The 22,144-nt window shown below is 71.7% G+C and carries 17 protein-coding genes; 4 read left to right on the top strand and 13 right to left on the bottom strand.

Translation table 11 applies throughout. The features are described 5' to 3' along the window. The first annotated feature begins 355 nt into the window (after positions 1 to 355). Together Pla133_RS23270 and Pla133_RS23265 are read left to right on the top strand one after the other, a co-directional pair. The gene (locus Pla133_RS23270) at positions 356 to 1,600 is read left to right on the top strand and encodes a hypothetical protein (RefSeq protein ID WP_145069791.1); all 1,245 of its coding nucleotides are present in this window, start codon (positions 356 to 358) and stop codon (positions 1,598 to 1,600) included. A gap of 82 nt (positions 1,601 to 1,682) precedes the next feature. Further along, positions 1,683 to 3,161, top strand: coding sequence for an SGNH/GDSL hydrolase family protein (locus tag Pla133_RS23265; RefSeq protein ID WP_145069789.1), 1,479 nt, complete (start codon positions 1,683 to 1,685; stop codon positions 3,159 to 3,161). Positions 3,162 to 3,221: 60 nt separating this feature from the next. Here Pla133_RS23265 and Pla133_RS23260 read toward each other — a convergent pair whose 3' ends face one another. From Pla133_RS23260 to Pla133_RS23235, 6 genes are all read right to left on the bottom strand, one after another. Next, on the bottom strand, positions 3,222 to 3,434 hold the full coding sequence (locus Pla133_RS23260) for a hypothetical protein (RefSeq protein ID WP_145069787.1): 213 nt from the start codon (positions 3,432 to 3,434) through the stop codon (positions 3,222 to 3,224). Positions 3,435 to 3,436: 2 nt separating this feature from the next. Beyond that, positions 3,437 to 4,207, bottom strand: coding sequence for a PQQ-binding-like beta-propeller repeat protein (locus tag Pla133_RS23255; protein ID WP_145069785.1), 771 nt, complete (start codon positions 4,205 to 4,207; stop codon positions 3,437 to 3,439). 2 nt (positions 4,208 to 4,209) lie between these two features. Next, positions 4,210 to 4,665: a hypothetical protein gene (locus Pla133_RS23250; protein ID WP_145069783.1), complete on the bottom strand. Its 456-nt coding sequence runs from the start codon at positions 4,663 to 4,665 to the stop codon at positions 4,210 to 4,212. Between the two features lie 134 nt (positions 4,666 to 4,799). Next, a complete protein-coding gene (locus Pla133_RS23245; protein WP_145069781.1) occupies positions 4,800 to 5,447 on the bottom strand; it encodes a hypothetical protein in 648 nt (215 codons plus the stop codon). 157 nt (positions 5,448 to 5,604) lie between these two features. After that, positions 5,605 to 7,527: a CRTAC1 family protein gene (locus tag Pla133_RS23240; RefSeq protein WP_145069779.1), complete on the bottom strand. Its 1,923-nt coding sequence runs from the start codon at positions 7,525 to 7,527 to the stop codon at positions 5,605 to 5,607. A 90-nt stretch (positions 7,528 to 7,617) separates the two neighbouring features. Then, positions 7,618 to 8,418: a hypothetical protein gene (locus tag Pla133_RS23235; protein WP_145069777.1), complete on the bottom strand. Its 801-nt coding sequence runs from the start codon at positions 8,416 to 8,418 to the stop codon at positions 7,618 to 7,620. 129 nt (positions 8,419 to 8,547) lie between these two features. On the opposite strand from Pla133_RS23235, the gene Pla133_RS23230 reads away from it, so the two are divergent. Next, positions 8,548 to 9,570, top strand: coding sequence for a DUF1349 domain-containing protein (locus tag Pla133_RS23230; RefSeq protein ID WP_145069775.1), 1,023 nt, complete (start codon positions 8,548 to 8,550; stop codon positions 9,568 to 9,570). Positions 9,571 to 9,578: 8 nt separating this feature from the next. Here the strand turns inward: Pla133_RS23230 and Pla133_RS23225 are convergent, their stop codons facing one another. From Pla133_RS23225 to Pla133_RS23210, 4 genes are all read right to left on the bottom strand, one after another. Further along, positions 9,579 to 12,728, bottom strand: a complete 3,150-nt coding sequence (locus Pla133_RS23225) for an outer membrane protein assembly factor BamB family protein (protein ID WP_145069773.1) — start codon at positions 12,726 to 12,728, stop codon at positions 9,579 to 9,581. Positions 12,729 to 12,837: 109 nt separating this feature from the next. Then, on the bottom strand, positions 12,838 to 14,742 hold the full coding sequence (locus tag Pla133_RS23220; RefSeq protein ID WP_145069772.1) for a TlpA disulfide reductase family protein: 1,905 nt from the start codon (positions 14,740 to 14,742) through the stop codon (positions 12,838 to 12,840). Between the two features lie 13 nt (positions 14,743 to 14,755). Next, positions 14,756 to 15,424 carry a glutathione S-transferase family protein gene (locus tag Pla133_RS23215; protein WP_145069770.1) on the bottom strand — a complete coding sequence of 223 codons (669 nt, stop codon included), beginning with the start codon at positions 15,422 to 15,424 and terminating at the stop codon, positions 14,756 to 14,758. A gap of 62 nt (positions 15,425 to 15,486) precedes the next feature. Next, positions 15,487 to 15,942 (bottom strand): hypothetical protein, encoded by a 456-nt coding sequence (locus Pla133_RS23210; protein WP_145069767.1) that lies wholly within the window; start codon positions 15,940 to 15,942, stop codon positions 15,487 to 15,489. A gap of 163 nt (positions 15,943 to 16,105) precedes the next feature. Here Pla133_RS23210 and Pla133_RS23205 point away from each other — a divergent pair, with 163 nt between their 5' ends. Then, positions 16,106 to 17,614 carry a hypothetical protein gene (locus Pla133_RS23205; protein ID WP_145069765.1) on the top strand — a complete coding sequence of 503 codons (1,509 nt, stop codon included), beginning with the start codon at positions 16,106 to 16,108 and terminating at the stop codon, positions 17,612 to 17,614. A 61-nt stretch (positions 17,615 to 17,675) separates the two neighbouring features. Here Pla133_RS23205 and Pla133_RS23200 read toward each other — a convergent pair whose 3' ends face one another. The 3 genes from Pla133_RS23200 to Pla133_RS23190 form a co-directional block, all read right to left on the bottom strand. Next, the gene (locus Pla133_RS23200) at positions 17,676 to 19,316 is read right to left on the bottom strand and encodes a hypothetical protein (RefSeq protein WP_145069763.1); all 1,641 of its coding nucleotides are present in this window, start codon (positions 19,314 to 19,316) and stop codon (positions 17,676 to 17,678) included. Between the two features lie 160 nt (positions 19,317 to 19,476). Next, complete coding sequence (gene carA / locus Pla133_RS23195) at positions 19,477 to 20,625, bottom strand: glutamine-hydrolyzing carbamoyl-phosphate synthase small subunit (RefSeq protein WP_419191886.1); 1,149 nt, start codon at positions 20,623 to 20,625, stop codon at positions 19,477 to 19,479. A 138-nt stretch (positions 20,626 to 20,763) separates the two neighbouring features. Beyond that, complete coding sequence (locus Pla133_RS23190; protein ID WP_145069761.1) at positions 20,764 to 22,134, bottom strand: TolB-like translocation protein; 1,371 nt, start codon at positions 22,132 to 22,134, stop codon at positions 20,764 to 20,766. Positions 22,135 to 22,144 lie beyond the last annotated feature (10 nt).

Genomic DNA, 22,144 nt, shown 5'->3' with positions numbered 1-22,144 from the left:
TTTCAGCCAGCCGCCCACTATCGACGAATCGACCCTTGTCGGCACGACTGTGACCCTCACCGCACTGGTCGTCGGCTCGACGAGCTCCAACGACGCCACGCCGCCGACGATGATCGAGTTGCTGCCCCAGCCCGCATCGATCGCAAGGATCCGGGGCCAGGGGGCGAGGGCCGGATGCAGGCCGTAGCTTGGACGTGCTGGGCATGGACCCTGGTGACCGGTGCGGGGCAGTCGGATGGTGAGGCAAGTCCACTTGAGGCTCCAGGCCAGAGGCAGCGGCGGCGAAGACGGGCTAGGATCGACCCCCGCGACTCGGGCCCCTTCGCCCGGCGTCCGTCGACACCCCGGAGGTCCCGTGAAGCTCAATGCCGCTGCCCTGTGCCTGACCCTCGCCGCCACCTGCGCCTGCCATTCGCCGGGGTCCGGGGCAGGCGCCGGACCCGGGCGGGCGCCCTCGGGGTCGGCCCTGGACGGGCCCGTGGTGGAGTTCGATTCCGCCGGGGAGCTGCGGACCTGGGTCACGGCCGGGCTGCGCTCGCGGCGGGTGGACCGCACCTGCGACCAGCTCGGCTACTGGGTCGAGGAAGAGGTCTACCGCGACCGCGCGGCCTTCGCGGCGGGGCTGTTCGACGCGGCCGGGGTCGAGTCGCTGTTCCTCAGTCGTGGGGGGCAGACGCACCTGGCGGTGGTGAAGGAGCTGCGCAAGACCCTCGGGCGGCGTGCGGACGCCGAGGTCGACGAGCTCTACTCGGCCCTCGATGGGCTCGACACGGCGCCGATCCAGGCAGCCATGGAGCGGCCCGGCGCGGTGCTGCATCCGGACACCGTCGCGCTCCTTCCCGATCTCGGCGTGCACCGCCGGTTCTTCACCGCGGTGCTCGACTACGCGCGCTTGAGCCAACAGGGCCAGCCCAGCGCGGCCTTGGCCTCCGAGGTGGCGCGCTCCATGGACCAAGCCCGCATGGGTCTGGCCGCGGCCGGGGCCGACGAGCCGTTCTTCTTGGCCGCGGTCTTCTCGGCCCAGGCACTGGAACTGGTCGGCGCGGACGAGGCCGCCGTCGAGTACTGGCTGGCTGCGGCGGACTCGGCCTGGTGGGACCGCACTCCGGCCGACCTCCAGGCGATCATCGGCTCGCGGGTGGTGAGCTATCGCCAGCGGGTACACGACGAGATCGAGGCCGACCTGACGGCCAAGTGGGAGGGCAAGTACTCGGAGGCCCTGGCGCGGATCGACAGCCTGGAGGGCGACCTGGCGGTGATCTCGGACGAGTTGCTGCAGGCGCAGCTCGAGCTCGCCGACGAGCAGCGCGTCAATACGCACCTGTCACGGTCCGTGGACCTGGCCCAGCAGCTTGCCGAGGAGCGCCGCGCTCGCTTCGATGCCGCGAGCGACGAGCTGGAGGGGTACGCGAGCTACGTCTCGTTCCTCGAGCGCGAGCTGGCGCGGACCCACCGCTCACTCGACCAACTCGGCGACGACGAGCCTGGTCTGGACGCGATTGAGGACTCGATCGGCTTCATCGACATGCTGAGCTTCGCCGCCGACGTGATCACGATTCGGGGCCTGCTGCGGCGGGGCGCCTTGAGCGCGGCGGGCTGAGGACGCCCGAGACGGTGACGTGGGTCGTACGGTGGCGGGATCATTTGTCCCACGTCACCGTACGTCCCACGGAGACGATCGATTGATTGAGCCCCACGCGAGCCAAGACGACGCGGGACGGCGCTTCTGGATCGGAGCGCGGACCGTCGTCGTCGTCGTGGCGCTCCTGTCCCTCGAACTCGGCCTCTACCACGTCGGCGACTTCGGCAAGCGCACCATCAAGGAGCGCACGGAACGTTACGGCTGGGTGCTCGTGCCCAACCAGTCGAAGTGGGGTTTGGACGCCGTGGCGCGCGAGCGGATCAACGCCCAGGGCTTCCGCGACGAGCGCGATTGGGCCTTCCTCGAGGCGGAGGCCGAGCGGGAAGAGGGCAGGCATGCACCGCTCAAGGTCGCCGTGCTCGGCAACTCGCTCACCTTCGGCAGCGGCGTCACCGAGCAGCAAACCTGGCCGCGGGTGCTGGAGCAGCTCCTGAACGACGAGCTCGACGCGCGCGGCGAGGAGCGCGACGTGTTCGTGCTGAACTTCGCGGTCGAGGCCTACACCCTCGAGCAGATGGCGCGCACCTACGAGGACCGGATCCGGCCCTTCGAGCCCGACCTCCTGCTGTGGGCGACCGTCGCCAAGGACATCCGCTTCGTGGACCTGATCCACGTGCCTACGGGCGAGGCGCCGCGCCGCTTCGAGTCACGCACCGCGATCTTCGCGATGCTGAACGAGCACGTGATCAACCGCTGGATCCCGCTGCCCACGTGGCGCGCGAAGGCACCCGCGGGCAGCGCTCAGGAACGCTTCTGGACGGTGCTCCTGGGCGGCAGCCAGGCGGTGCTGCTCGAGCTCCTCGGCCAAGAGCGCGGCGCCGCCGCCCTCGCGAGCCTCAGCGCCACCGTGGCCCAGCGCTACCCCGGCGCCGCGCAACTCGACCTGCCGGGGATCTTCGTCGAGTGCTTCGAACAGGTTGCCAGGGAGTTCGTCGAGGAGGATCGACGGGGCGCGCTGGTGCTGGCCCTCTACGACGTCTTCGAGGCGGCGATCCCGCCCGCCCTGTGGAATGCCCTGGAGACGGACATCGTCCCCAACCCCTTCGCCCCGCGCTACGCGGGCATCTGGCGCATCCGCGGCTACCGCGTGGCGACGATCACGCGGGAGCTGGAGTCGAGGTCGGCCCGGCTGGCCCTGGCCGTGATGCCGACCATCATCCAGGTCCAGCACACCCCGCCCTCGCCGCTCTCCTTCTGGCGCGATCAGTGGCTCCCCGAGGTGACGGCCGCCGGCCTGCGCCCGCTCGTGATCGACGCCGCCGTCGACTACCTGGAGCAGATGACGACCCTGCGCGAGGAGATCGCCCGCCGCGGCATGTTGATGGTCGACGGGCGCGCGACGATCGGTGCCGACTACGCCGGGGCGGATGAGTCCCTGGCGCGGATCGAGGACCCCTGGCACTACAGCGCGGCGGGGCACCGCGTGGTGGCCACGACCATCGCCCGCCGTTTGATCGAGGAGGGCGTGGTCGACGAGCTCCTCGCCGCAACCTCGCCGAGGACCACCGAGGGAAACTGAGCGCGCCAACGGCTCGCGACGGCGCCCCGTCCCGGTCGGCGCCAGGGTGCCGGGGCCAACTCAGGGGATCAGGTGCGCGGCGATCGCGTTGGATGCGTGGACGACCGCAAGGAAGGGCGAGCCCAGGTCGATCACGACCAACGCGTGGTGGGCCGTCAGCCCCGCGAGCGCCGGGTTCGTGGCCGGGGGGACCACCAGCCCCAGGTCGGCGCCGCCGTCGGGATCCAGGGTCCCCAGCGAGCCGGGCAGGAACACCGAGCCGGGCTCGTTCAAGGTCAGCAGGGTGTAGCTGTCGACGTTGAGTGGCAGGGTCTGCGCCTCCAAAGCGACCCCCGGCGACGCCCCGCCGAGCGAGCCGAGCAGCAAGTACACGTCGCCGCCAAAGACGGCCCCGTCCGCGCCGACAGCGGCTGGGTCCCGCCGGCAGCCAGGGAGAGCTCGACTTCGTCGCCCAGGAGCGTCGGGTCGTCGTAACCCAGCAGCAGCCCGTCCACGTCCGTCCCGTGCAGGGGCTCTGACGCGCCGCACCAGAAGCGGCGCCGCTGGTCGTCGTAGGTCGCCGTCCGAGTGTCGTCAGCGGCGACCAGGTAGACGGCGCCCGCGGGTTCGAACACACCGCGCCACAGCTCGTCACCCGAGGCGGCGTCGACGCCCAGGGACACCACGCGCCCGTCGTCGTCACCGCCGGCCAGGTAGGCCGTGTTGCCGTCGGCGGAGAGCGCGGCCCGGTCGAGGTAGGCCCCGAAGGAGTCCGGGAAGGAGCGCGTCCACAGGAGCCGCCCCGCGAGCAGGTCGAATCCGGCTGCCACGCCGCCCACGATCGAGCTCTCGGCGCCGACGAGGACTGCGGTCTCGCCCGCGGCGTCGTAGGCCACCGCTTCCAGGTCGAGGTCCTTGACCGCCGAGGGCAGCACGTCCTGCGTCCCGACGGCGAACAGCGTCGCGCCGTCGGGCGCGAGGGCCAGGGCGAGGAACTCCTCGTCCTGGTCGGTGGGGTCGTGGGTGTCGGCCCACAACAGGCCGCCCGAGGCGGAATCGAGCGCCAATATCAGGCCGGCGCGCCCGTGGCCGAGCTCCCGAAGATCGAGGGCGCGTTGCCCAGGCCCACAGCGAAGAGGGTGCCGCCGTCCGCCGAGAGCGCCAGGGCCTGGGCCCGGTCGTGGACGCCGGCGCCGCCGTCGGTGGCGACGACCGCATCGGCCACCGCCGCGTCCACGAGCCCCGGGCACAGGGACAGGTCGGTCGACCACAAGAGCGCGCCGCTCGAGAGGTCGCGAGCGCTGACGAGCCAGCGCGCGCCGTAGGGCGCGGACGAGGTCCCGGCGGCGAACGTCGTCGCGCCGTGGATCGCCACGGCGGTCCAGACGTCGTTGGAGTCGAAGTCGCCGTCCACCGCGATCGTGCTGCCCAGCTGGGCGCCGCCGCTCACGCTGGGTTGAGGGGCGGGCGTGCCCGCCGCGAGAGGCGCGATCAGGGCGAGCGTCAGTGGTCCCGCGGTCAGCATCGACCCAGGCCAGCCGCGTTCGGCGATCGGCGCTCGATCGAAGAGGGGGTGTGGTCGGTGGCGGTTCGGCGCCTGCCACCGGACGAACGCCTGCGCGAACCAGACGGCGGGGTCGAGACCGTCCCGCAGGCGGTCTAGTCGACCGGGCAGTCCGAGCAGAAGACGATGTAGGGTCCGCTGTAGGAGGCCCAGGTCGTGAACTCGTTCGCGCCGCACAGGCTCCACGGGCCCCCGCCGCCCGGGGTGACCGGGTGGATGACCCAGCTCCCGGGGAGCGTGCTGATGCCGATGGAGCAGTAGCCCCCGAGGCAGTCTTCGCACTTGAACTTGTTCATCATCAACTGAAGCGTACTGGCCTTCGCCTTGTTGATGGCTGCTTGGGGGGTCGCCCCGCAGACGGGCGGGTAGGACAGCCAATCCTCGTAGCTCAGCATGCCGTCCCCACACTTGACCGTGGTCGGCGGGCCCATGTCGCCGTCGTCCGACTCAGCCGGGTCGAAGTAGTAGACCTCGGGGTCCTGGTCGGCCATGGCTGCGAACCAGACCTCGGGGTCCATGGAGACGAGCTCCGCTTGGTCGGAGCCGAAGAGCGCGACCCCCGATAGCGGGGAATCCGCCAGGGCCGGCGACGACGGCGTGGATTGCAGCGGGGCAGGGTCCTGAGCCCTCTCGGTCGCGGCCTGTCGCTGGTCGACGTGCGCGGCTTCCGTGGCTGCGCCGAGCAGGAGGAAAGGGGAGGTCAGGCAAGTGCCGAGTGCGATCAGTCCGATCAGAATTCTCATGGAGTGCTACCGAGTAGGCGGTTGAAGAAGACAGGTCGAGTGTACGCGGTCCGATCGAGCTCGAAGAGGCTGGCGTCCAGGGGCAAGGGGCGAAATCAGCTCGAGAGCGCCCACGCCGTGCTGCACCGCGACGAGACGCGGGGCGCGCCCCAGGCGCTCACTGAACCGTCGCCACGATGGCGTTGGTCTTGAGTGAGTGCTCGAACCCGGGTCCGCGGGGCACCACGGCCTGGGACGCGATCGGGACCGGCGGGAGCCCGGCGGGGATCGGCACCGCGAAGCTCGCCGTGCCGCTGGCGTCGGCGAACGCGTAGCCCAGCTGGAAGGGACTCACCAGGTCGACGCAGAGGTCGCCCAGGAAAGGATAGCAGGTCCCGCCCGCGAGGCTCGTGTCCACGCTGACCAGGAACACGGCGACCTCGCCGGGCTCGAGGCCAGCCACGACCAGGTCGCTGACCTGGCCGCCGACCAGCGGCGTGTGCGAGTAGGGCGGCACTGCCGCAACCGTCAGCTCTTGGTCGAGGGCCACGTCGTTCAGCACCGTCTTGAACCCGTCGGGCCAATGCACCTCGAGCCGGGGCAGGCTCGCCAGGTCCCCGAATCCGAAGTGGGCCACCAGCTCGCTGTTGGCCTGGAAATTCGAGCAGCCGGTGATCCAAGTCGTCTGGACCACCCCAGCGCCCGAGTCCGCCACCAAACGCGCGCCAATGCCGTCGGGGGCGACGCCAGGGTGACCCGTGGTGTCCAGCCACACCTTCAGCCAATGGGTCCCCGCGCCGGAGAGGTCGTTGCGGAAGTACTGCAGGTCGCCCTTGTTGGTGCAGATCAGCACGTCCATGTCGCCGTCGCGGTCGGGATCGAAGGTCAAAAGCCCGCGCCCCTGGCCGGTGTGGTCGAGTCCCCAGGCCATGGCCGTCTCGCTGAACGTGTTGTCACCGTTGTTGATGAACAGCACCGTCGGGTCGTCGGTGAACACACCCCCGGTGACCGGGTCCGGCTGGGGCCAACCGTTGGTGTGGACCAGGTCGGTCCAGCCGTCGTGGTTGAAGTCCTGCGCCGCCGCCGCCCAACCCCAGCCCCCGTCGTCGACCCCGCCGCTGGGTGGCAGGGGCGTGAAGTGGTGCTGGCCGTCGTTCATGTACAGCCGGTTGCCGGGCGGCCCTGCGTTCTTCCACGAGGGGAAGATCGCCGTCACGAACCAGTCGGCGTCGCCGTCGCGGTCGAAGTCGCCGATGGCGGTGCCCATCCCGTTGTGGACCTTGTCGCCGTTCGGCAGGAACCAGTTGAGCTTGGTGAAGGTGCCGTCACGGTTGTTCTTGAAGTACTGACCAGTACCGAAATCTGCCGCCACGTGCAGCTCCGGATAGCGGTCGCCGTCCTGGTCCACGAAGATCGCCGCGAAGCTGCGCACGGCGAAGTCGAACACACCCGACGACACGGTCACGTCGGTGAAGGTGCCGTCGCCCTCGTTGCGGAACAGGCGCGTGCCCAGGTTCACGAGCGGGTTGGTGGCCAGGTGGTGCCAACCGCCGACCCACAGGTCGAGGTCACCGTCCAGGTCGTAGTCGCCCCAACTGGGCCCGTACCCGTCGGGAATCGCGTTGGTCGACGCGACCCCCGCTGCCACGGCGACGTCGGTGAAGCCCGTGCCGCCGTTGTTGTGGTACAGGCGATGCACGCCGTTGGTCGACTCCGCGGGGTCGCTCCCCATGGAGGTGACGTAGATGTCGATCCAGCCGTCGCCGTCGAAGTCGGCGGCGTTGCAGCCGACCCCGCGGAACTTGCCGGTCAGGCCGAAGCTCGCGGCCTGGTCCACGAAGGTCCCGTCCTGCTGGTTGATGAAGAGCTGCTCGGTCGCGATGCCGTCGCTGGGCAGGTACAGGTCGACCCAGCCGTCGCGGTCGAAGTCGCCGGCGCTGGCCCCGCCGGCCATCTGTTGCATTGGCCAGGGCGCCAGGACCTTGTGCTTGTAGACCAGGCCGGCAGAGGACGTCGCGTCGGCGAAGGACTGCTGCGAGAAGGCCGGGGCGGCCGCGAGGCCCAGCAGCAGAGTGCTGGCGGCGAGCTGGAATCGGAGCATGGCGGGGCAGGGGGCAGGGGGCCGAATACGAGGTCATAGTGTGTTACCACGCTCCCCCGGCCGCGGGGGCGCCCCCGCCCCGAACTCCGACTAGCGCCCGGCCAGGCGCGCGTGCAGCGCCGCCCAGCTCGACCAGGCGGTCAGGTTCTTGTCGCCGGGGCGCACGGTCGCCGTCGGCCGGCCCGGTGCGGTGAAGGCGCCGCTGGCCTCGGGTCCGACCATCAGGGTCGGCTCCCCGTCCGGACCCACTTCCCGCCGCGCCAGGGTCGGGTCGGCGCGCAGGCCGCGCGAGGTCGAGCCGGTGATGGCCCAACCCACGGCGTAGGTCAGGTCGCCGAACTTCTCGAGCACCGCCGGGTTGGAGAGATCGAAGTGGTGCAGCACGGTGACGTGCCCGGACTCGACCTGACCGTTGCCGTCGACGGTCACGCCGATACGCAGGCTGCGGTGGGCGAAGGTCGCGTCGCTCGAGTTCGCAGCCTGCACGAGGTAGATCTCGAGCGAGCGGGGGTCGGCGGTGAGGCTGGCCTGCAGCCCGACCTCGGGCAAGAGCACCTGGGCCGTGGTCGCCCGACGGTCGGGCGTGAGGGCCACACTGCCGTCGATCACGCGCGCGCTGCGGCCCAGGTCCGCGGCCAGGGCCAAGAGGTCGTCGGTCGGCGGCGACGCACCGTAGGCCTGGCCCAGGGTGTTCTCGAAGCGCATGCGCTGGATCGCGTCCTGCGGCTCGAGGTCGGCGGGCGTGATGTTGACCGTGGGGGCCGTACCGGCGGCGGGCCCGCTCGGTGCATCCGGCTCCGGATCGCTGCAGGCGAATAGGACGAGGAGCGGCGTCAGGCCGGCGACGAGCAGGGCCCGTCTGGGGCGTGGAATGCGGGCGATCGGGCTCATGGGGGCGGCAGGGTACAGCATCGTCGAGACCCACTAGGCGCGCGCGTAGCCCGGGTCGCGGCGGCGGGGGCTGCGGCGACGCGCTATCAGGCGCCGCGGGCTAGGATCCACCCAGGAGAGTCGACCACCATGCTGACCACCGCCGCCCTGCTCTGTGCCCTGTCCCCGCTCCAGACCGGCCCCGATCTCGCGGTCAAGGACCTCTACGTCGGGGCCTCGACCCGCTGGGAGATCTACGACGGCCCCCCCGGCGCCACGGCCATCCTGGGCATCAGCTTCACCGGCGCGGCTGCGATGGGCCTTTGCATCGACGCGGACGCGTGTCTGGTCCTGGTGCAGCCCTTCATCCTGCTCGGCCCCGCGGTGCTCGACGGAACGGGCCGTACGACGATCGTCACGCCGATCCCGTCGGGCGCGCCCCTGCCGTTCGTCGCGGTGGGCCAGGGCGTGACCATCGACCTCACGGGCGGCTTCGTCGACTTCGGAGCGACCGGAGCCGTGGGCGGCAGCGTGGCCTCGATCGCTGGCCTGGGCGAGACCTGGGAGCCGCCGGTCGACCAGCTCGACGCCTGCTGGTCGACCCTGCACCCCGACCTCGGTGCGGTGGAGATCACCGGCGGTGAACTCGTCCTGACGCCCTCGGCCGCGGGCCTGCCCGACATGTGGTTCGAGGACGGCGAGGGGCTGGCGGTGCTGCGCGAGGTGACCGGCGACTTCCAGGTGCGCTGCACGGTGAACGTCCACACGCCCGGGGACACGGGCGCCGCGCCCGCGACTGGCTACCGCCTGGGCGGCCTGGTCCTGCGCGACCCCACGGCGCTCGCAGCGGGCACCCACGAGTGGTGCCACGTGGCCACTGGCAGCGGGGGCGCGGGCCAGCCCGCCGGCGTCGAGTGGAAGGAAACCCACGCCTCCTCCAGCCAGTGGGTCGTGTCGGCCGCCGCGGACACCCACCGCGAGCTGCGCCTGGTGCGGACCGGCGACACGGTCACCGCCTGGCACCGCGACCTGGGCAGCTCCACCTGGGAGCTGCTGCACACGAGTGTCTTCAACGGACTCCCTGCGACAGTGCAGGTCGGTCCGATGGCCTATTCGTTCAGCTCGCCGCCCGAGGTGGTGGCGCGCTTCGACGAGGTCGTGTTCGCGCCGTAGCGGGGCGGTCAGGGAACCAGCGTCGCGCCGATCGCGTTGGAGACCAGGGACAACGAGAGCTCCGTGGCGCTCACGTGGAGCGCGACGAAGGCGTGGTGCACGGTGAGCCCGGCCAGTGCCGGGTTGGTGCCCGCGGGGACAACGAGCGCGAGGCTCGCGCTGCCAGTCGAGTCGAGCACGCCCAAGGACCCCGGCAGGAAGCTCGAGCCGGGTTCGCTCAGGGTCAGTTGGGTGTAGCTGTCGACGTTCAGCGGGAGGGTGCCGATCCCGAGGGGCAAACCCGGAGTCGTTCCAGTGAGCGAGCCCAGCAGCAGGTGGAAGTCACCCGCGAAGTTGGGCCCCGCGCGCGCCGTCAGGGCTTGGCTGCCACCGGCGGACAGGGACAGAGTCGACTCCTGGCCGAGCAGCGTCGGGTCGCGATAGCCGAGGACCAGGCCGTCCACGTCGGTGCCCACGAGCGGACCGTCGCCCGCCGTCCAGACCAGCCGTCGCAAGTCGTCGTAGGCCACCGCCCGCGCGCCCTTGGTCGTGACGGCGTCGGTGGCCCCGGGCGGGTCGAAGACCGCGCGCCACAGCTCCGTCCCGGAAGCCACGTCGATCCCCATCGTCAACAGGCGGTGGTCCAGGTCGCGGCCGGCGGCGAGGGCCGTAGCCCCGTCGGCCGCGATGACGACGGCGTCGAGGCTGGTGAAGACGGCCGGTGGGGTCGGGCCGCCGAGCGGGTAGGTCGACGCCCACGGCGCCAGGCCGCTCGCGATGTCGATCGCGACGGCGCCCGTGCCGAGCGAGCTGCCCACGTTACCGACAGCGACGGCGCGCGAGCCGTCGGGCGTGAACGCGGCGGCACGGGGCTCGAAGTCCTCGCCGGGGAGCGGCGCCAAGGTGCGCAGGATCAGCGCGCCGTTGGTCGTGTCCACGACCCACAGGGCCGCGCGCCCGTCGTCACAACAGGAGCCGTCGCTCGCGCCCACGATCGCCAGCCGCGCCCCGTCGTCGCTGACCCGGCCGGCGAGGGGTTTGTCGTTCCACGAGGAGATCGGCACGGCGCCGGCCGAGTAACCGCCAGCCCATAGGAAGGCGCCACTGGCCGCGTCGTAGGCGGCGACCTCGATGTCGTCCTGTAGCGGCGCGCCGACGAGCGTGTCGCGCGTGCCCAGGCTGAACAGCTTCGACCCGTCGGGGGACAGGACCAGGCGCAGACCCTTCTCGTCCTCGGTGGTGGGGTCGTGGACCGCCGACCACAGGTCCGCACCGCTGGCAGCGTCGAGGGCCAGGGTCAGCATGGCCTCCTCCTCGCCCGGGTTGACCACGATCGTCGACGAGTCGACCGTCGCCAGGCCGAACAGGGTCTGACCGTCGGCCGAGAGCAGCAGGTCCCGGCCGCGATCCTTGCGCCCGGCCGGACCGTCGATGGTCCGCCGCCACAGGAGCGCGCCCGTGTGGGCGTCGAGGGCCACCGCGAGCACGTCCTCGCCGTCGTAGCCCAGCGCGTACAGGGTGTGCCCGTCCGCGGAGAGGCGACCTGCGAGGAAGGTGCCGCCGCTGACCGTGCCCGGGTCGTCGACGTAGCTCCACAGGGTCGCGCCCGAAGCGCGCTCGATGCGAACGATCTTGGCCACGGCCTTGGCCCCGCCGAAGAGCATGCCGAGGCTGAAGGGGTCGCCCGTTTGGGGGTCGATCACCAGCGCATCGGGGCGATCAGCCGCGGCCCCCTGGGCCTGGATGATCGTGCTCCAGGGCGGGTTGCCGTTCGCGATCTCGCGGCAGCGCACGCCCATGCCCAGACCCTCGGCCGGCACGAAGCTCGAGCCGACGGTGACCAGGCGCGCGCCGTCCAGGGCCAGGTCGAAGGTCCGGTCGCTGGTCGAGCTCGGCGAGTCCCAGACCCGCAGCCACTGCACGGCGCCGGTGGCTCCGTCGTAGGCCAGGGTCATCGGGTTGATGTCGTCGCTGGCCGAGAGCCCGTTCAGGTCCCGCGTGCCCGCGACCAGCACCGTGTTCGTCGCCGGGTCGTGGGCCACGGCCACGGGATCGAGGCTGGCCAGGGGCCAGGCGGAGAGGGTGAAGGGGCTCTCCCACAGGCGCGCGCCGGTTGCGCCGTCGAGCTTGACCGCCATCCACTTCGAGCCCTCGAAGGTGTTGGCCTTGGCCTCGGCGACGAAGAAGTCGGCGCCGTCGGTGTCGATCGCGCGGGAGCTGTTGATGCCGACCTGACCAGGGCCGGAGGTGGTCCACAGTTGCTGGCCGGAGCTCGCATCCAGGGCCAGGGTCCCGTCGAGCACGGCGGAGCTCGATGTGTACTCGTGGCGGCCGACGACGACCACCTGGCTGCCGTTGGTCGAAAGCTCCAGGGGCGCGCTCTCGGTCGCGAAGGCGCCGGTGTAGTGGTGCGACCACGCGAGCTGGCCCGTCGCCGAGGCGAGGGCGTAGGTCCCGTAGACCGTGCCGCTCTGCGGGGGCGAGACGATGCCGCAGGCGAAGACCGCGGCGCCATCGGGAGCGAAGGCCACGTCGACGCCCTTGTCGACGTCGTCGGTGGCCGGATCGGCGTCGAAGCGCCAGTCCCATCGAACGTCGCCGGTGGCGGGCTCCAGCACGGCCACCAGCAGGCGGTGTCCGAGGCCGGGGGTCCCGTCCACCACGTGGCCGGTGAGCGCTAGGCTCTGCCCGTCCGGCGAGATGGCCAGGGCCGCCGCTTCGTCCCCCGCGCCCGCGCCGTCGATCTGCGCCACCCAGCGGATGCTTCCGTCGAGGGTGTCCAGGGCCAGGACCGTAGCGTCCGTGTCGAAGGGCGAAGAGGCGGCGAGGCGGCCGGCGACGTAGAGCGTCGTGCCATCCGGCGCGAGAGCCACGTCCTTGACCTCCGCGTCGAACATGCCCGACTGGAGGGCGAAGTCCACCGACCAGAGCTTCGCACCGTTCGCGATCGATCGGGCGCGGATCAACCAGCGGCTGCCGTAGGGACTGCTCCCCTCGCCCGCGATGTAGGCGACGCCGCCGTGGGCCGCGACCGCGTACGCGCTGTCGTTGGCGGCGTAGTCGGAGGATGTCGCGGCGAGGGTCTCGAGCTGCACGCCACCCTGCTCGGAGCTCTGGGCCCGCGCGGAGGCGACGAGGTGCAGCGAGACAGCGAGGGCAAGGGCGATGCGCAGTTTCATTCAAGGGCCTCGATCAGGTGGCAGGGTCCGCAGCTTGCGGATCCGCCAACCTATCGGGCAGCCGGGAGGAACGGGGCGGGGCTCCGGGTGAACCCGAGCCGCGCGCCGCTCATTCGCCGCGCACGGAAGGGAAGGGATCGGTCGCCACCGCCCGCGCCAGCCGCTGCGTGTACGCGTCCGGCAACTCGCCCATCAGCGCCAGGGAGTGGGCCGCGATCGCACGCAGGCGCGGATCGGCGGCGTCGAGGGCCGCGGCCAGGGCCTCCAGCGAGGCGCCCTGGCGTGCGGCGCCGGCGATGGCGGCGGCGACGCGGCGCACGGCCGGGTCCTCGGCCGTGATGAACGGCGCCAGGTCCGGCAGGGTCACGTCGCTGCGATAGCGCGCCATGTAGCCGATGGCTACCAGCGCTTCGCGGCGCTTCAGGGCGGACTCGTGCTCGAGCAGCCCGAAGAGCTCGGCCGGCTCGGTGGAGTCCTCCAACACCAGGGGCGCGATGGAGTCGCGCGACAGGCGCCGCAGGGGCTGGCCGGCCCGGCGCAGGACCCGCGCGCGACGATCGAGGATCCACGGCTCTTCGCCGATGAACACGGTGCTGCCGGCCAAGCGCACGGGATGCACTTCTTCGCGGATGGTCGGCACGCCGCTGCCGTGCACGTCCTCGTGGACCTCTCGCACACCGTCGGCGGCGTCGCGGAAGGTCCAGGTGGCGCCGGCGAAGGCGCTCCAGTCGAACCAGTCCTCGCTGGTCAACTCGGCCCAGGTCGCGTCCTGGGTCGGCTCCGCGGCGAGCAGGTCTTCGATCGTGCCCTCGAACTCCTCGCGCAGGTGCGCGTGGGCCTCGCCGGTGGCGGGGCCGCTGAAGCCCGAGTGGACCCGGGTCACGAGTCCGCGACCGTCGACGAAGAGCGTGGTCGGGAAGGACAGCACGCGATCGACCAGGCCCAGGGCAGCGGCCGCCGCCGGCTTGTCGGCCTCGCCGGCCAGGGCCATGGGGTAGGGCACACCGCGCACCTCGCGGTAGCGCGCGATCTGCGCCCGGTCGCGTGCGGCGTCGCCGGACAGCTCGAAGCACAGACCGACGATCGACAGGCCGCGGTCCGCGTAGCGCGCGTGCAGCTGCTTCAGGTACTCGGTCTCGTCCAGGCAGTTGGGGCACCAGGTGCCCAGGATCTGCACCAGGGTCGCGCGGGGTACCGGTCGGTCCGCGGGGGCTGCGAGGGCGCCCAGGGTGTGCTCGGTGCCGTCGGGCGTGAGCACCAGCACCTCGTCCACGCTGCCCGACTCGAGCAGGTCGAGCTCGCCGAAGGCGTCGGGCAGGGCCACGTCGTCGTCGCGCACCGCGGTCCAGGCCTCGCGCCACCAGTTGCCGGAGCGGAAGTGCCCCGACAGCTTGCCGGAGCCCTCGAGGGTCGCGACGAACAGGAAGGCGTGGGCCCCGTCGAAGCAGGACAGGCGCAGGGTCGAGGCGGCGAACTCGCCGGCCAGGTAGCGGTAGTCGCCGGTGCGCGTCAGGAAGGTACCGGACACGTCCAGTCCGTCACCGGTAGGCTCGAACAGGCCCACGGCGTCCGCGTCGTCAGACTCGAAGTCCACCCGCCAGCGCCCGGCGACCCGGTCGGGCGCGGGGCCGATGCCGCCTCGTGGCTCGAAGCGCCAGGGCAGGCCGGGCGTCGCGCGGAAGGGCACCTGGGCCACGTCGTCGCCGCGCCGGTGCTTGCGCCAGGTGCCCTCGAAGGAACCGTCCGCGCGCCGCGTGGCCTCGATGCTCGAGTCGAAGTGGGGGAAGCCGAGCGCCAGGCGCTCCGCCGTGCGCTCGAACTCCACCACCGGGATGCGCTCGGACCCGTTGACGATGAACGCCCGCTCGCCCTCGATGGCGAGTTCGAAGGGCAGCTCCTCGTCGCCCAGGTCCAGGGTGCAGCGCCAGCGCTCGGGCTCGTCCTGGCGGGCCGCTGCGGCGGGTGCGGCGGCGACGAACATCGTCAGGATCGAGAGCAGAGCGAGCGGGCGCATCGTGAGTCTTTCGTCAGGCGAGTGCGACGTGACCGAGCAGAGCGCCGTCGGGCCCTTCGATCTCGCCGGCCTCGATCTTCAGGGCGCGGGCCACGCCAGGGTCAGCCTCGAGGCCCTTCAGGTAGCGGTCGAACTCGGGACTCACGGCCGGGTAGTCGAAGAAGCGCCGACCCCAACGCCCGGTGGCGCTGAAGTAGGCGTCCACGACGGTACGCGAGTCGCCGACCGCGTGTTGGCGCCCGGTGAAGCGCTCGTTGAGGAAGGCCAGCTCCTTGCCGACCTGCAGCAGGGCCTGCTGCTTGAGGTGCTCGGCGAGGTCCTCACGGTCGGAGTAGCGCGACGCCTTGAACACCGGGTAGAAGGCCACGTGGAAGCGGCTGCCGATGTAGGAGAGCCAGAAGTGCAGCTCGTCGCGCTCGGGGCTGCCCGCCGGGGGGGCGAGCTTGGCGGACGGGTTGGTGTCGGCCAGGCGCAGGAGCAGGGCGAGGTTCTCGGCCATCACGCGGTCGCCGAAGCGCATCACGGGCACCGAGCCGTGGGGGTTGAGCGCCAGGAATGCCTCGCTAGCGCGCTCGTCGCGGGCCACCCGGCACAGGCGGTAGGGCTCGCCGATCCACTCCAGGCAGATCAGCTCGGACAGGGCGCAAGTGCCAGGGGTGTAGTAGAGGACAGGTTCGTTCATGGGGTCGGGTTAGCAGTGGAGGACGTCGTCGGCCGGTCGGGAGGACGGGGGGCAGGAGATCCTCAGGCCTCGGCGGGCGGCGCGATGTCGGCCGAGTCGGTGTATCGCACCCTGCCGCCGGTGAAGACCCGTCCGGAGCGAGCTTCCTCATAGGTTGCGAAGACATTGGGTTCACCGTCGCAGAGGGCATCCCCCAGCACCTGGGCCACGGCCTCGAGCATGGCCACGACCGTGTCATTGCGCCGACCCTCGTAGGCCACGATGCGGACGATCGGCGGATGGGTGCCCGTGGGCTGTTCGGAAGCGGCCCTCTCGCCCTCGACGTAGCAACCGGGCTCCAGCTCGGTCCAGACGGACCAGACCGCGACGATCGGCAGGCCGGCGGCGTCGGCGACCGCTCGATTGACCCGCGCAAGGACTGCGGAACGGTCCAGGGGGTCGGCGGGCGGGAGGGACTTGATCTCGATCAGGGGCATGGGGTCGCTCTCGGGCAGATGGGGAGTGGGGAGAGCGAGCATCTTGGACTCGGCGGGCGCCCCGAGTCCATCGCCGCCCGTGCGCCGCGGCTGTCGCCGGCAGGGCCCACCGGCTACTGTCCTGGCCCCGTCGTGCGGAGGCACGAGTCGATGGCCCGGTCGGGGTCAGCCGGCCCCGCTGACGACGCGTCTTCGCCGCGACTCCATGCCCCGCGTCCTCTCTTCCCCCCGCGTAGCCACCATCGCAGCCGCCGCTGTCACCGTGGCGCTTCTGGCGGCGGTAGCCGGGGACGCCACGCCTTTGCTGCGCGGCCCGGCGCCCTGGCCGCCGGAGTGGCAATGGGGCCTGCGCGAGGCCACCCCTGAACACGGGGTGGCCGGCGCGGTGCTGTGGTCGGTGGTGCTGATCGCCCTCGTGGTCGGCGCAGGCAGCGCGAGGCTCGATCGTGCCGGCCGGCTCGTCGTGACGGGTTGGCTGCTGGCGGCCTCGATCGGCAGCCTTGGCCTGACGACGTCGTTGGCGGCCATGGAAGACGGCCACGGAGCCGTCGACGTGCTCGTGCGCCGGACCCTGTCGAAGGGCTTCACCTCGTACCACACGGTGGCCGTCAGTGAGGACGCTCGCGACGTGGGCGTGTTCCTCGCGCGCTTCGACGAGCTATTGCCCGACCTGCCGACCCACGCCCGCGCCCACCCGCCGGGCCCGATCGTCTTCTATCGCGCACTGCACGGACTGGTCACGTCGTCGCCGGGCCTGGAGCGCGCACTCGTGGCTCGCGGCGAGGCGGGTGGCTATCGAGAGCCACTACGCGGACCGCCGACCCAGGACGCTCACGTGGCCTCGGCACTACTCGGCGCGCTCGTTCTGCTGGCCGTCGCGAGCCTCGCTCCCCTCGCCTGCGCCGCCTTCGCACGCGCCCTCGGTGCGAGCCGTTCGCGGGCCACGGGGATCGGAGCGCTGACTGCGCTGGTCCCCGGCCTGGCGCTGATGACGCCGACCTTCGACCAGCTCTTGGTGCCGCTGCTACTGACCGTGGTGGCCCTGTTGGCCACGGCCACCGCGCCCGGTCGGAACGCCGCGCAGCGTTGGGCCTTGGCCACCAGCGCCGGAGCCCTGGCGGGTGTGTGCGTGTTCTGCTCCTTCGGCGCGCCGATCTTCATGGCCGTCGGCGGGCTGATGGCCGCGGCGTCGTCACTCGCGCGGGGCTCGCGCCCGGGCCGGGATGTGGCAGCGCCCATGGCCCTGGCGGCCGCGGTCTGTGCGCTGGGCTTCTTCGTGCCCATGCTCGTCGGCTATGACCCGATCGCCGGCCTGCGCGCGGCCCTGGGCGTCCACGCCGAGGAATTCACTTCGCGACGCTCCTACGGGGCCTGGGTCCTCTTCAATCTTTGGGACCTGTTCGTCTTTGCGGGACCGCCCCTAGGCGTGCTCTTGATCGCGCGCCTGACGCGGCGCGAGGGCGGCCTGGCCGCGTCGGTGGCCTGGACCCTCGCGATCAGCCTGCTGCTGCTCGACCTGTCGGGGGTCGTGCGCGGCGAGGCCGGTCGCATCTGGGTACCGCTGATGCCCTACGTGTTGGTCGCGGCCCTGATCGACGACGAGCGCGCCGAGCGGAACCCGGCGGCGGAATGCGCGCGTCCGGTGTGGGTGGTCCTCGCCGCGCTCCTCGCGCTGACCTGCATCGTCCTGCGCTGGCACTGGCGACTGCCCTGAGCACCAGTCCGCGGCGGCGATCCGCGGACCGGCGCGGCCACGGCTCGCGTAGCGAAACGGGTCAGGTCACGAGCAGCAGCTCGAGCGCGTTCGAGAGTCGCAGGGGCTGCGGACCGGAGTCCACGAACAGGCCCTGGGTCCACACGGGGACGCCGGCGAGGCCGGGCGTGCTCGGCACCGTGAGCGTGAAGGGCGCGGGGTCCGCGCCGGGGTTGCCCGGGAGGATCAGGAAGGGGTTGGGGGGCGCCGGCGAGAGCAGCAGCTCGCCGATGCCCGGGAGCTCCAGTCCGCAGGGGGCGAGGGTGAACAGCGGCGCGTCCGCCAGGAGCAGGAAGGGCGAGGCCGAGGGCGACTGACCGCCCGCGAGTCCGAGCTGGAGGCTGGCGCCGAGGGCCAGGGACCCACCGGTGGGGGCCAGGCAGCTCGCGAGTGGGTTGCAGCCGAAGAGCGCCGTGACGCCGGCGACGGGGCTGGCGAGGGACGGTTCGCGGTCCACCAGGAAGGCGCCCTGTCGACCGTCGGAGAGCTTGGCCTCGAAGATCACGTAGCGCCCGCTGGAGCTCTGGGCGAAGCCGTCACTACCGAGGTCCAGTTGGGTTACGGTCGCGCCGTCGACGACGGTGACGCCTTCGCGCACGAGGACCTGGTCGCCCACGAACAGAGCGCGCCGCTGGCCCGAGGGGACGGGAAGGCCGAGATCGCCCGCCCACAGGACGTTGCCGACGTCGGACAGGAACACCGGCGACTCGGAGATCGTGCGCAGGGGCAGGGCGGGGTTCCCCGACAGGAGCGAGCCCTCGCGGGCCAAGACCTCGCCACCCACCAGCAGCACGCCGTCGGTGTCCGAGCTCGAGGCGACCGCGATGCGCGCCGCCCACTGGCCCGAGGCGTTGATGTCGAAGCGCCCGAGCTTCGACAGGGTGACCCCGACCCCCGGCGCGGGCGTCAGCTCTTCGAGCAGGAGCTGGCCGTCGATGAACAGTGCGGAGCGAGCCGCGGGGGGGCCCGGGGGGTCGATCAGCGCGGAGAAGGCGAGCTGCCCGGCCTCGTTCAGCACGGGGGAGTACTGGTTGAACCCGATCACCTGGCCGCCCCCCAGGGTGTCCCCCTCGGTGAAGGGCACGGCCAGGGACTGGAGTGCGCCGGTCTTGGGATCGACCGTGGCGGTGATCAGGACGCTGATCGTGCCGGGCATGCCCGGCTGGGTGATGAAGCCCTGCGTGGCGAACTTCCCCGCGCTGACGAGCGAGAGGTCGCTGCCCGCGTCGAGGGTGCTCCCGGGCGCGAAGGGCGCAAGAGCGAGCGGCTCCGCCTCTCCCAGCACCAGCGTGTTGCCGACGTGCAGGCCGCCGTAGGAGGGCAGGGCTGCCGGGTCGTCGAGCAGCAAGAGCGCCATCACGACGCCGTCGTCGGAGAGCTGCAGCTCCTGGGCGACCGCGATCAGCGTCGAGCCGGGCGGCTCGGCGAAGGACTGGCCCCAGGTGTAGACCACGCCCGTGGGAGACAGGACGACGTCGTCGACGATGTTCGTCGTGGCCGTCGTGTCGGCGACCACCAGCCAGTCGCCGGAGGAGTTGACGGCCAGGTCGACGACGATGCTCAGGGACCCGCCATCGGGGGTCGGCTGACCGACGAGTGCGATGGGCGCGATCGGCGGGGCGCAGTCGGAGGCCAGCGGAACGCAGAGCAGGATGGGGAGCATTGGCGGCGGTTTCGCGCAGTTGTCCGGGAGGAGCAGGGCCTGCCCCGAAGCTACCCTCGATCGCCGAGATCTGCCGCGCACGGCCGCCAACCGGACCGGGCTCCTACCGCCACCACACGTGACCGGCGGCAACGGCGCGTCCGCACCCGCGCGGCGGCCTTCAGCCCGCCACGAACTCGCGGAAGCGCGAGAACAGGTGTCCGGCGTCCAGCGGGCCCGGTGCGGCTTCCGGGTGGTACTGGACGCTCATGACCTTCTCGGTCTTGTGACGCATGCCCTCGACCGTGTGGTCGTTGAGGTTCAGGTGCGTCAGCTCCAGGTGGTCGGGCAGGGAGTCCGTCTCGACCGCGAAGGAGTGGTTCTGGCTCGTGATCTCGATCTTGCCCGTCTGCAGGTCGCGCACCGGGTGGTTCGCGCCGTGGTGGCCGAAGGGCATCTTGCTGGTCTTGGCGCCGAGCACGATCGAGAGGATCTGGTGCCCGAGGCAGATGCCGAAGATCGGTCGCTTGCCGATCAGATCGCTGACCGCCGCGATGCCGCTCGAGACCGCGGCGGGGTCGCCGGGGCCGTTGGAGAGGAAGATCGCCTGGGGGTCGTGGGCCAAGGCATCGTCGGCGGGCGTGCCGGCGGGCACCACCGTCACGTCGAAGCCGCAGTGCACCAGGCTGCGCAGGATGTTGCGCTTGATGCCGAAGTCGTAGGCCACCACGCGGATGCGCTCGCCGCCGCCCTTGGTGCCGGCGCCGTCGAAGGCCCGCCCGAGTTCGTGGGGGTAGCTCTCGTGGTAGCCCTCGGCCCAGGTGTAGGGGGCGCCGGTGGTCACGACCGAAGCCAGGTCGCGTCCGTCGGTGGAGGGCGTGGCCTTGGCCTTGGCCACCAGGCTGGTGGTGTCGCCGTCGGTGGTCGAGACCACGCAGCGCAGACTGCCCCGCTCGCGCACGTGCTTGGTCAGCTCGCGGGTGTCGATCCCGTCGATGGCCACGATGCCCTGCTCCTTCAGCCAGGCCGGCAGCGAGCTCGTGGCCCGGTGGTTCGAGTGGATCGAGGACATCTCGCGCATCACGAAGGCCTCCGGCCACGCGCGCGCGCTCTCGGCGTCCTCGTCGACCACGCCGTAGTTGCCGATCTGCGGGTAGGTCATCAGGACCACCTGCCCGGCATAGGACGGATCGGTGAGAATCTCGTGGTAGCCCGACATGGCCGTGTTGAAGACCAGGTCGCCACCCTTCTCACCCTCGGCGCCGACGGCGCGCCCTTGCATCACGAGGCCACTCTCGAGGGCCAACCACGCGGGGATCTCTGCGCTCATACGGGCGAAGACTATAGCGTCCGGAGGGGCGGGCCTGGGCCGCCGACCTCGCGCCCCCGGCCGGGTTTCGGGCCCCATCGCCGGTGGGGGTGGCCCCGCCGGGGATCGAGCCACCGACGCGGCGTCCTCGGGGCGGGGCTAGTTCGCCGCCAGCCCGCACCACCGGAGCTCGCGCCCGGCGCGGGTGCCGAACTCCACGCGGTCCTCGGCGGTCCAGTGCAGCTCGCCGAGCTGCTCGAAGGGCCCGGCGCGCTCCTCGTCCAGCACCACGTGCCAACCTTCGCCGTCGCGCGCGGTGTAGGCCAGGTGCGCGCCGTTCGGCGAGTAGGTCAGTTGGCCGATGTGGTCGAACTCGGGGCCGGCCTCGGGATCGGCGCTCTTCTTCGTTGCCGCGCGCACCACGAGTGCCTTGCCGCCCATGACGACCTGGCCGGCTTGGGGCGTGAGCCACGATGCGACCTGCAAGGACCCGCCCGGGTGCGCGATCCAAGCCAGTTGCTTCCCGTCGGGCGACGGCTCGACTCGCGTGATCGGGTGCTCGCCGGTCGGCAGCAGGGTCGAGTCGAGTCCGACGCCGAACTTGTCAGCGCGGTTGTAGATGAAGGCCACGTGCTTGCCGTCGGCGCTGAAGGCCGGCGACCCCGCCGCGTCGGCGTTGGTCGCCAGGTTGCGGCCGTCGACCTCGAGCCTCAGCGCGCGGAAGCCCTCGGGCGTGCCCTCGGGCTGCGTGGCTTCCCAATCCCAGGTGACGACGGCGATCCGCGGCTTGTCGCCGTGCAGCAGGGTCTGGACCACGAAGGTGGTGGCTTCGAAGAGCAGCTCGTCGCGCTTGCCGCCGACGGCGGCCACGACCAGCCGGACGCCGTCGAACGCTGGAGCCGCCGCCCGCCGCCCACGCTCGATCAGGCTCGGGGCCTCGATGACCGCGGCCGACGGGTACTCATCGCTCTCGACGGTCTTGTAGCGCTCACCCTTGCGCTGGGCACAGACCAGCACCATGTCCCGCATGTCGCTGATGCCCTGTTGGTCGACCTCGTGACCAGGCCTGGTCCAGAAGGCCACGGTGCTCGCGTCCTCGGAGACGGCGGGCAGCCCGGCCCAGTCCGCCTTGGCCGCGAGCCTGTCGTCGACCACGATGCGCCACTCCTCCTTGCCACCGCGCTTGGACTTCGCGTGGGACCAGACCACGTGCTCTCCATCGGCGGAGAAGACGGGCGCGTTGGCCAGGTCGGCCTGCTCGCCGGTGGGCTCCTCGTTCAGGATCGCGTAGAGCTCGCCCTCGCGCTCGCCGTAATAGGCGACTCGCGTGCCATCTGGGCTCCAAGTCACGGGCAGGGAAGAGCTCCCGGTGGAGCCACTTGGGAGCTGGTAGCTCCGAGTCAGGGCGTAGTCGTCGGGGACCGTGGCGATCAAGCGGTCGCCGCCGGTCGGCTCGTCGGGGCCCGGCGCCTCCTGGTGAACGGGCGAGGGCGAGACGGCGGGGAGCGCGAGGAGCAGAGCGGGGAGCATCGGTTCCTTC

The organism is Engelhardtia mirabilis, assembly GCF_007748095.1.
GTDB lineage: Bacteria > Planctomycetota > UBA1135 > UBA1135.
Note: the sequence above shows the minus strand (reverse complement) of the source record. Positions and strands in the feature narration are given on the sequence as shown.

What these genes read in the sequence shown, in the direction of transcription:
- Pla133_RS23190 (WP_145069761.1), bottom strand. Translation starts at nt 22,134, where the DNA reads ATGCTCCCCGCTCTGCTCCTCGCGCTCCCCGCCGTCTCGCCCTCGCCC.
- Pla133_RS23235 (WP_145069777.1), bottom strand. Translation starts at nt 8,418, where the DNA reads ATGAGCCCGATCGCCCGCATTCCACGCCCCAGACGGGCCCTGCTCGTC.
- carA (WP_419191886.1), bottom strand. Translation starts at nt 20,625, where the DNA reads ATGAGCGCAGAGATCCCCGCGTGGTTGGCCCTCGAGAGTGGCCTCGTG.
- Pla133_RS23205 (WP_145069765.1), top strand. Translation starts at nt 16,106, where the DNA reads ATGCCCCGCGTCCTCTCTTCCCCCCGCGTAGCCACCATCGCAGCCGCC.
- Pla133_RS23240 (WP_145069779.1), bottom strand. Translation starts at nt 7,527, where the DNA reads ATGCTCCGATTCCAGCTCGCCGCCAGCACTCTGCTGCTGGGCCTCGCG.
- Pla133_RS23215 (WP_145069770.1), bottom strand. Translation starts at nt 15,424, where the DNA reads ATGAACGAACCTGTCCTCTACTACACCCCTGGCACTTGCGCCCTGTCC.
- Pla133_RS23245 (WP_145069781.1), bottom strand. Translation starts at nt 5,447, where the DNA reads ATGAGAATTCTGATCGGACTGATCGCACTCGGCACTTGCCTGACCTCC.
- Pla133_RS23200 (WP_145069763.1), bottom strand. Translation starts at nt 19,316, where the DNA reads ATGCTCCCCATCCTGCTCTGCGTTCCGCTGGCCTCCGACTGCGCCCCG.
- Pla133_RS23220 (WP_145069772.1), bottom strand. Translation starts at nt 14,742, where the DNA reads ATGCGCCCGCTCGCTCTGCTCTCGATCCTGACGATGTTCGTCGCCGCC.
- Pla133_RS23230 (WP_145069775.1), top strand. Translation starts at nt 8,548, where the DNA reads ATGCTGACCACCGCCGCCCTGCTCTGTGCCCTGTCCCCGCTCCAGACC.
- Pla133_RS23225 (WP_145069773.1), bottom strand. Translation starts at nt 12,728, where the DNA reads ATGAAACTGCGCATCGCCCTTGCCCTCGCTGTCTCGCTGCACCTCGTC.
- Pla133_RS23210 (WP_145069767.1), bottom strand. Translation starts at nt 15,942, where the DNA reads ATGCTCGCTCTCCCCACTCCCCATCTGCCCGAGAGCGACCCCATGCCC.
- Pla133_RS23250 (WP_145069783.1), bottom strand. Translation starts at nt 4,665, where the DNA reads ATGCTGACCGCGGGACCACTGACGCTCGCCCTGATCGCGCCTCTCGCG.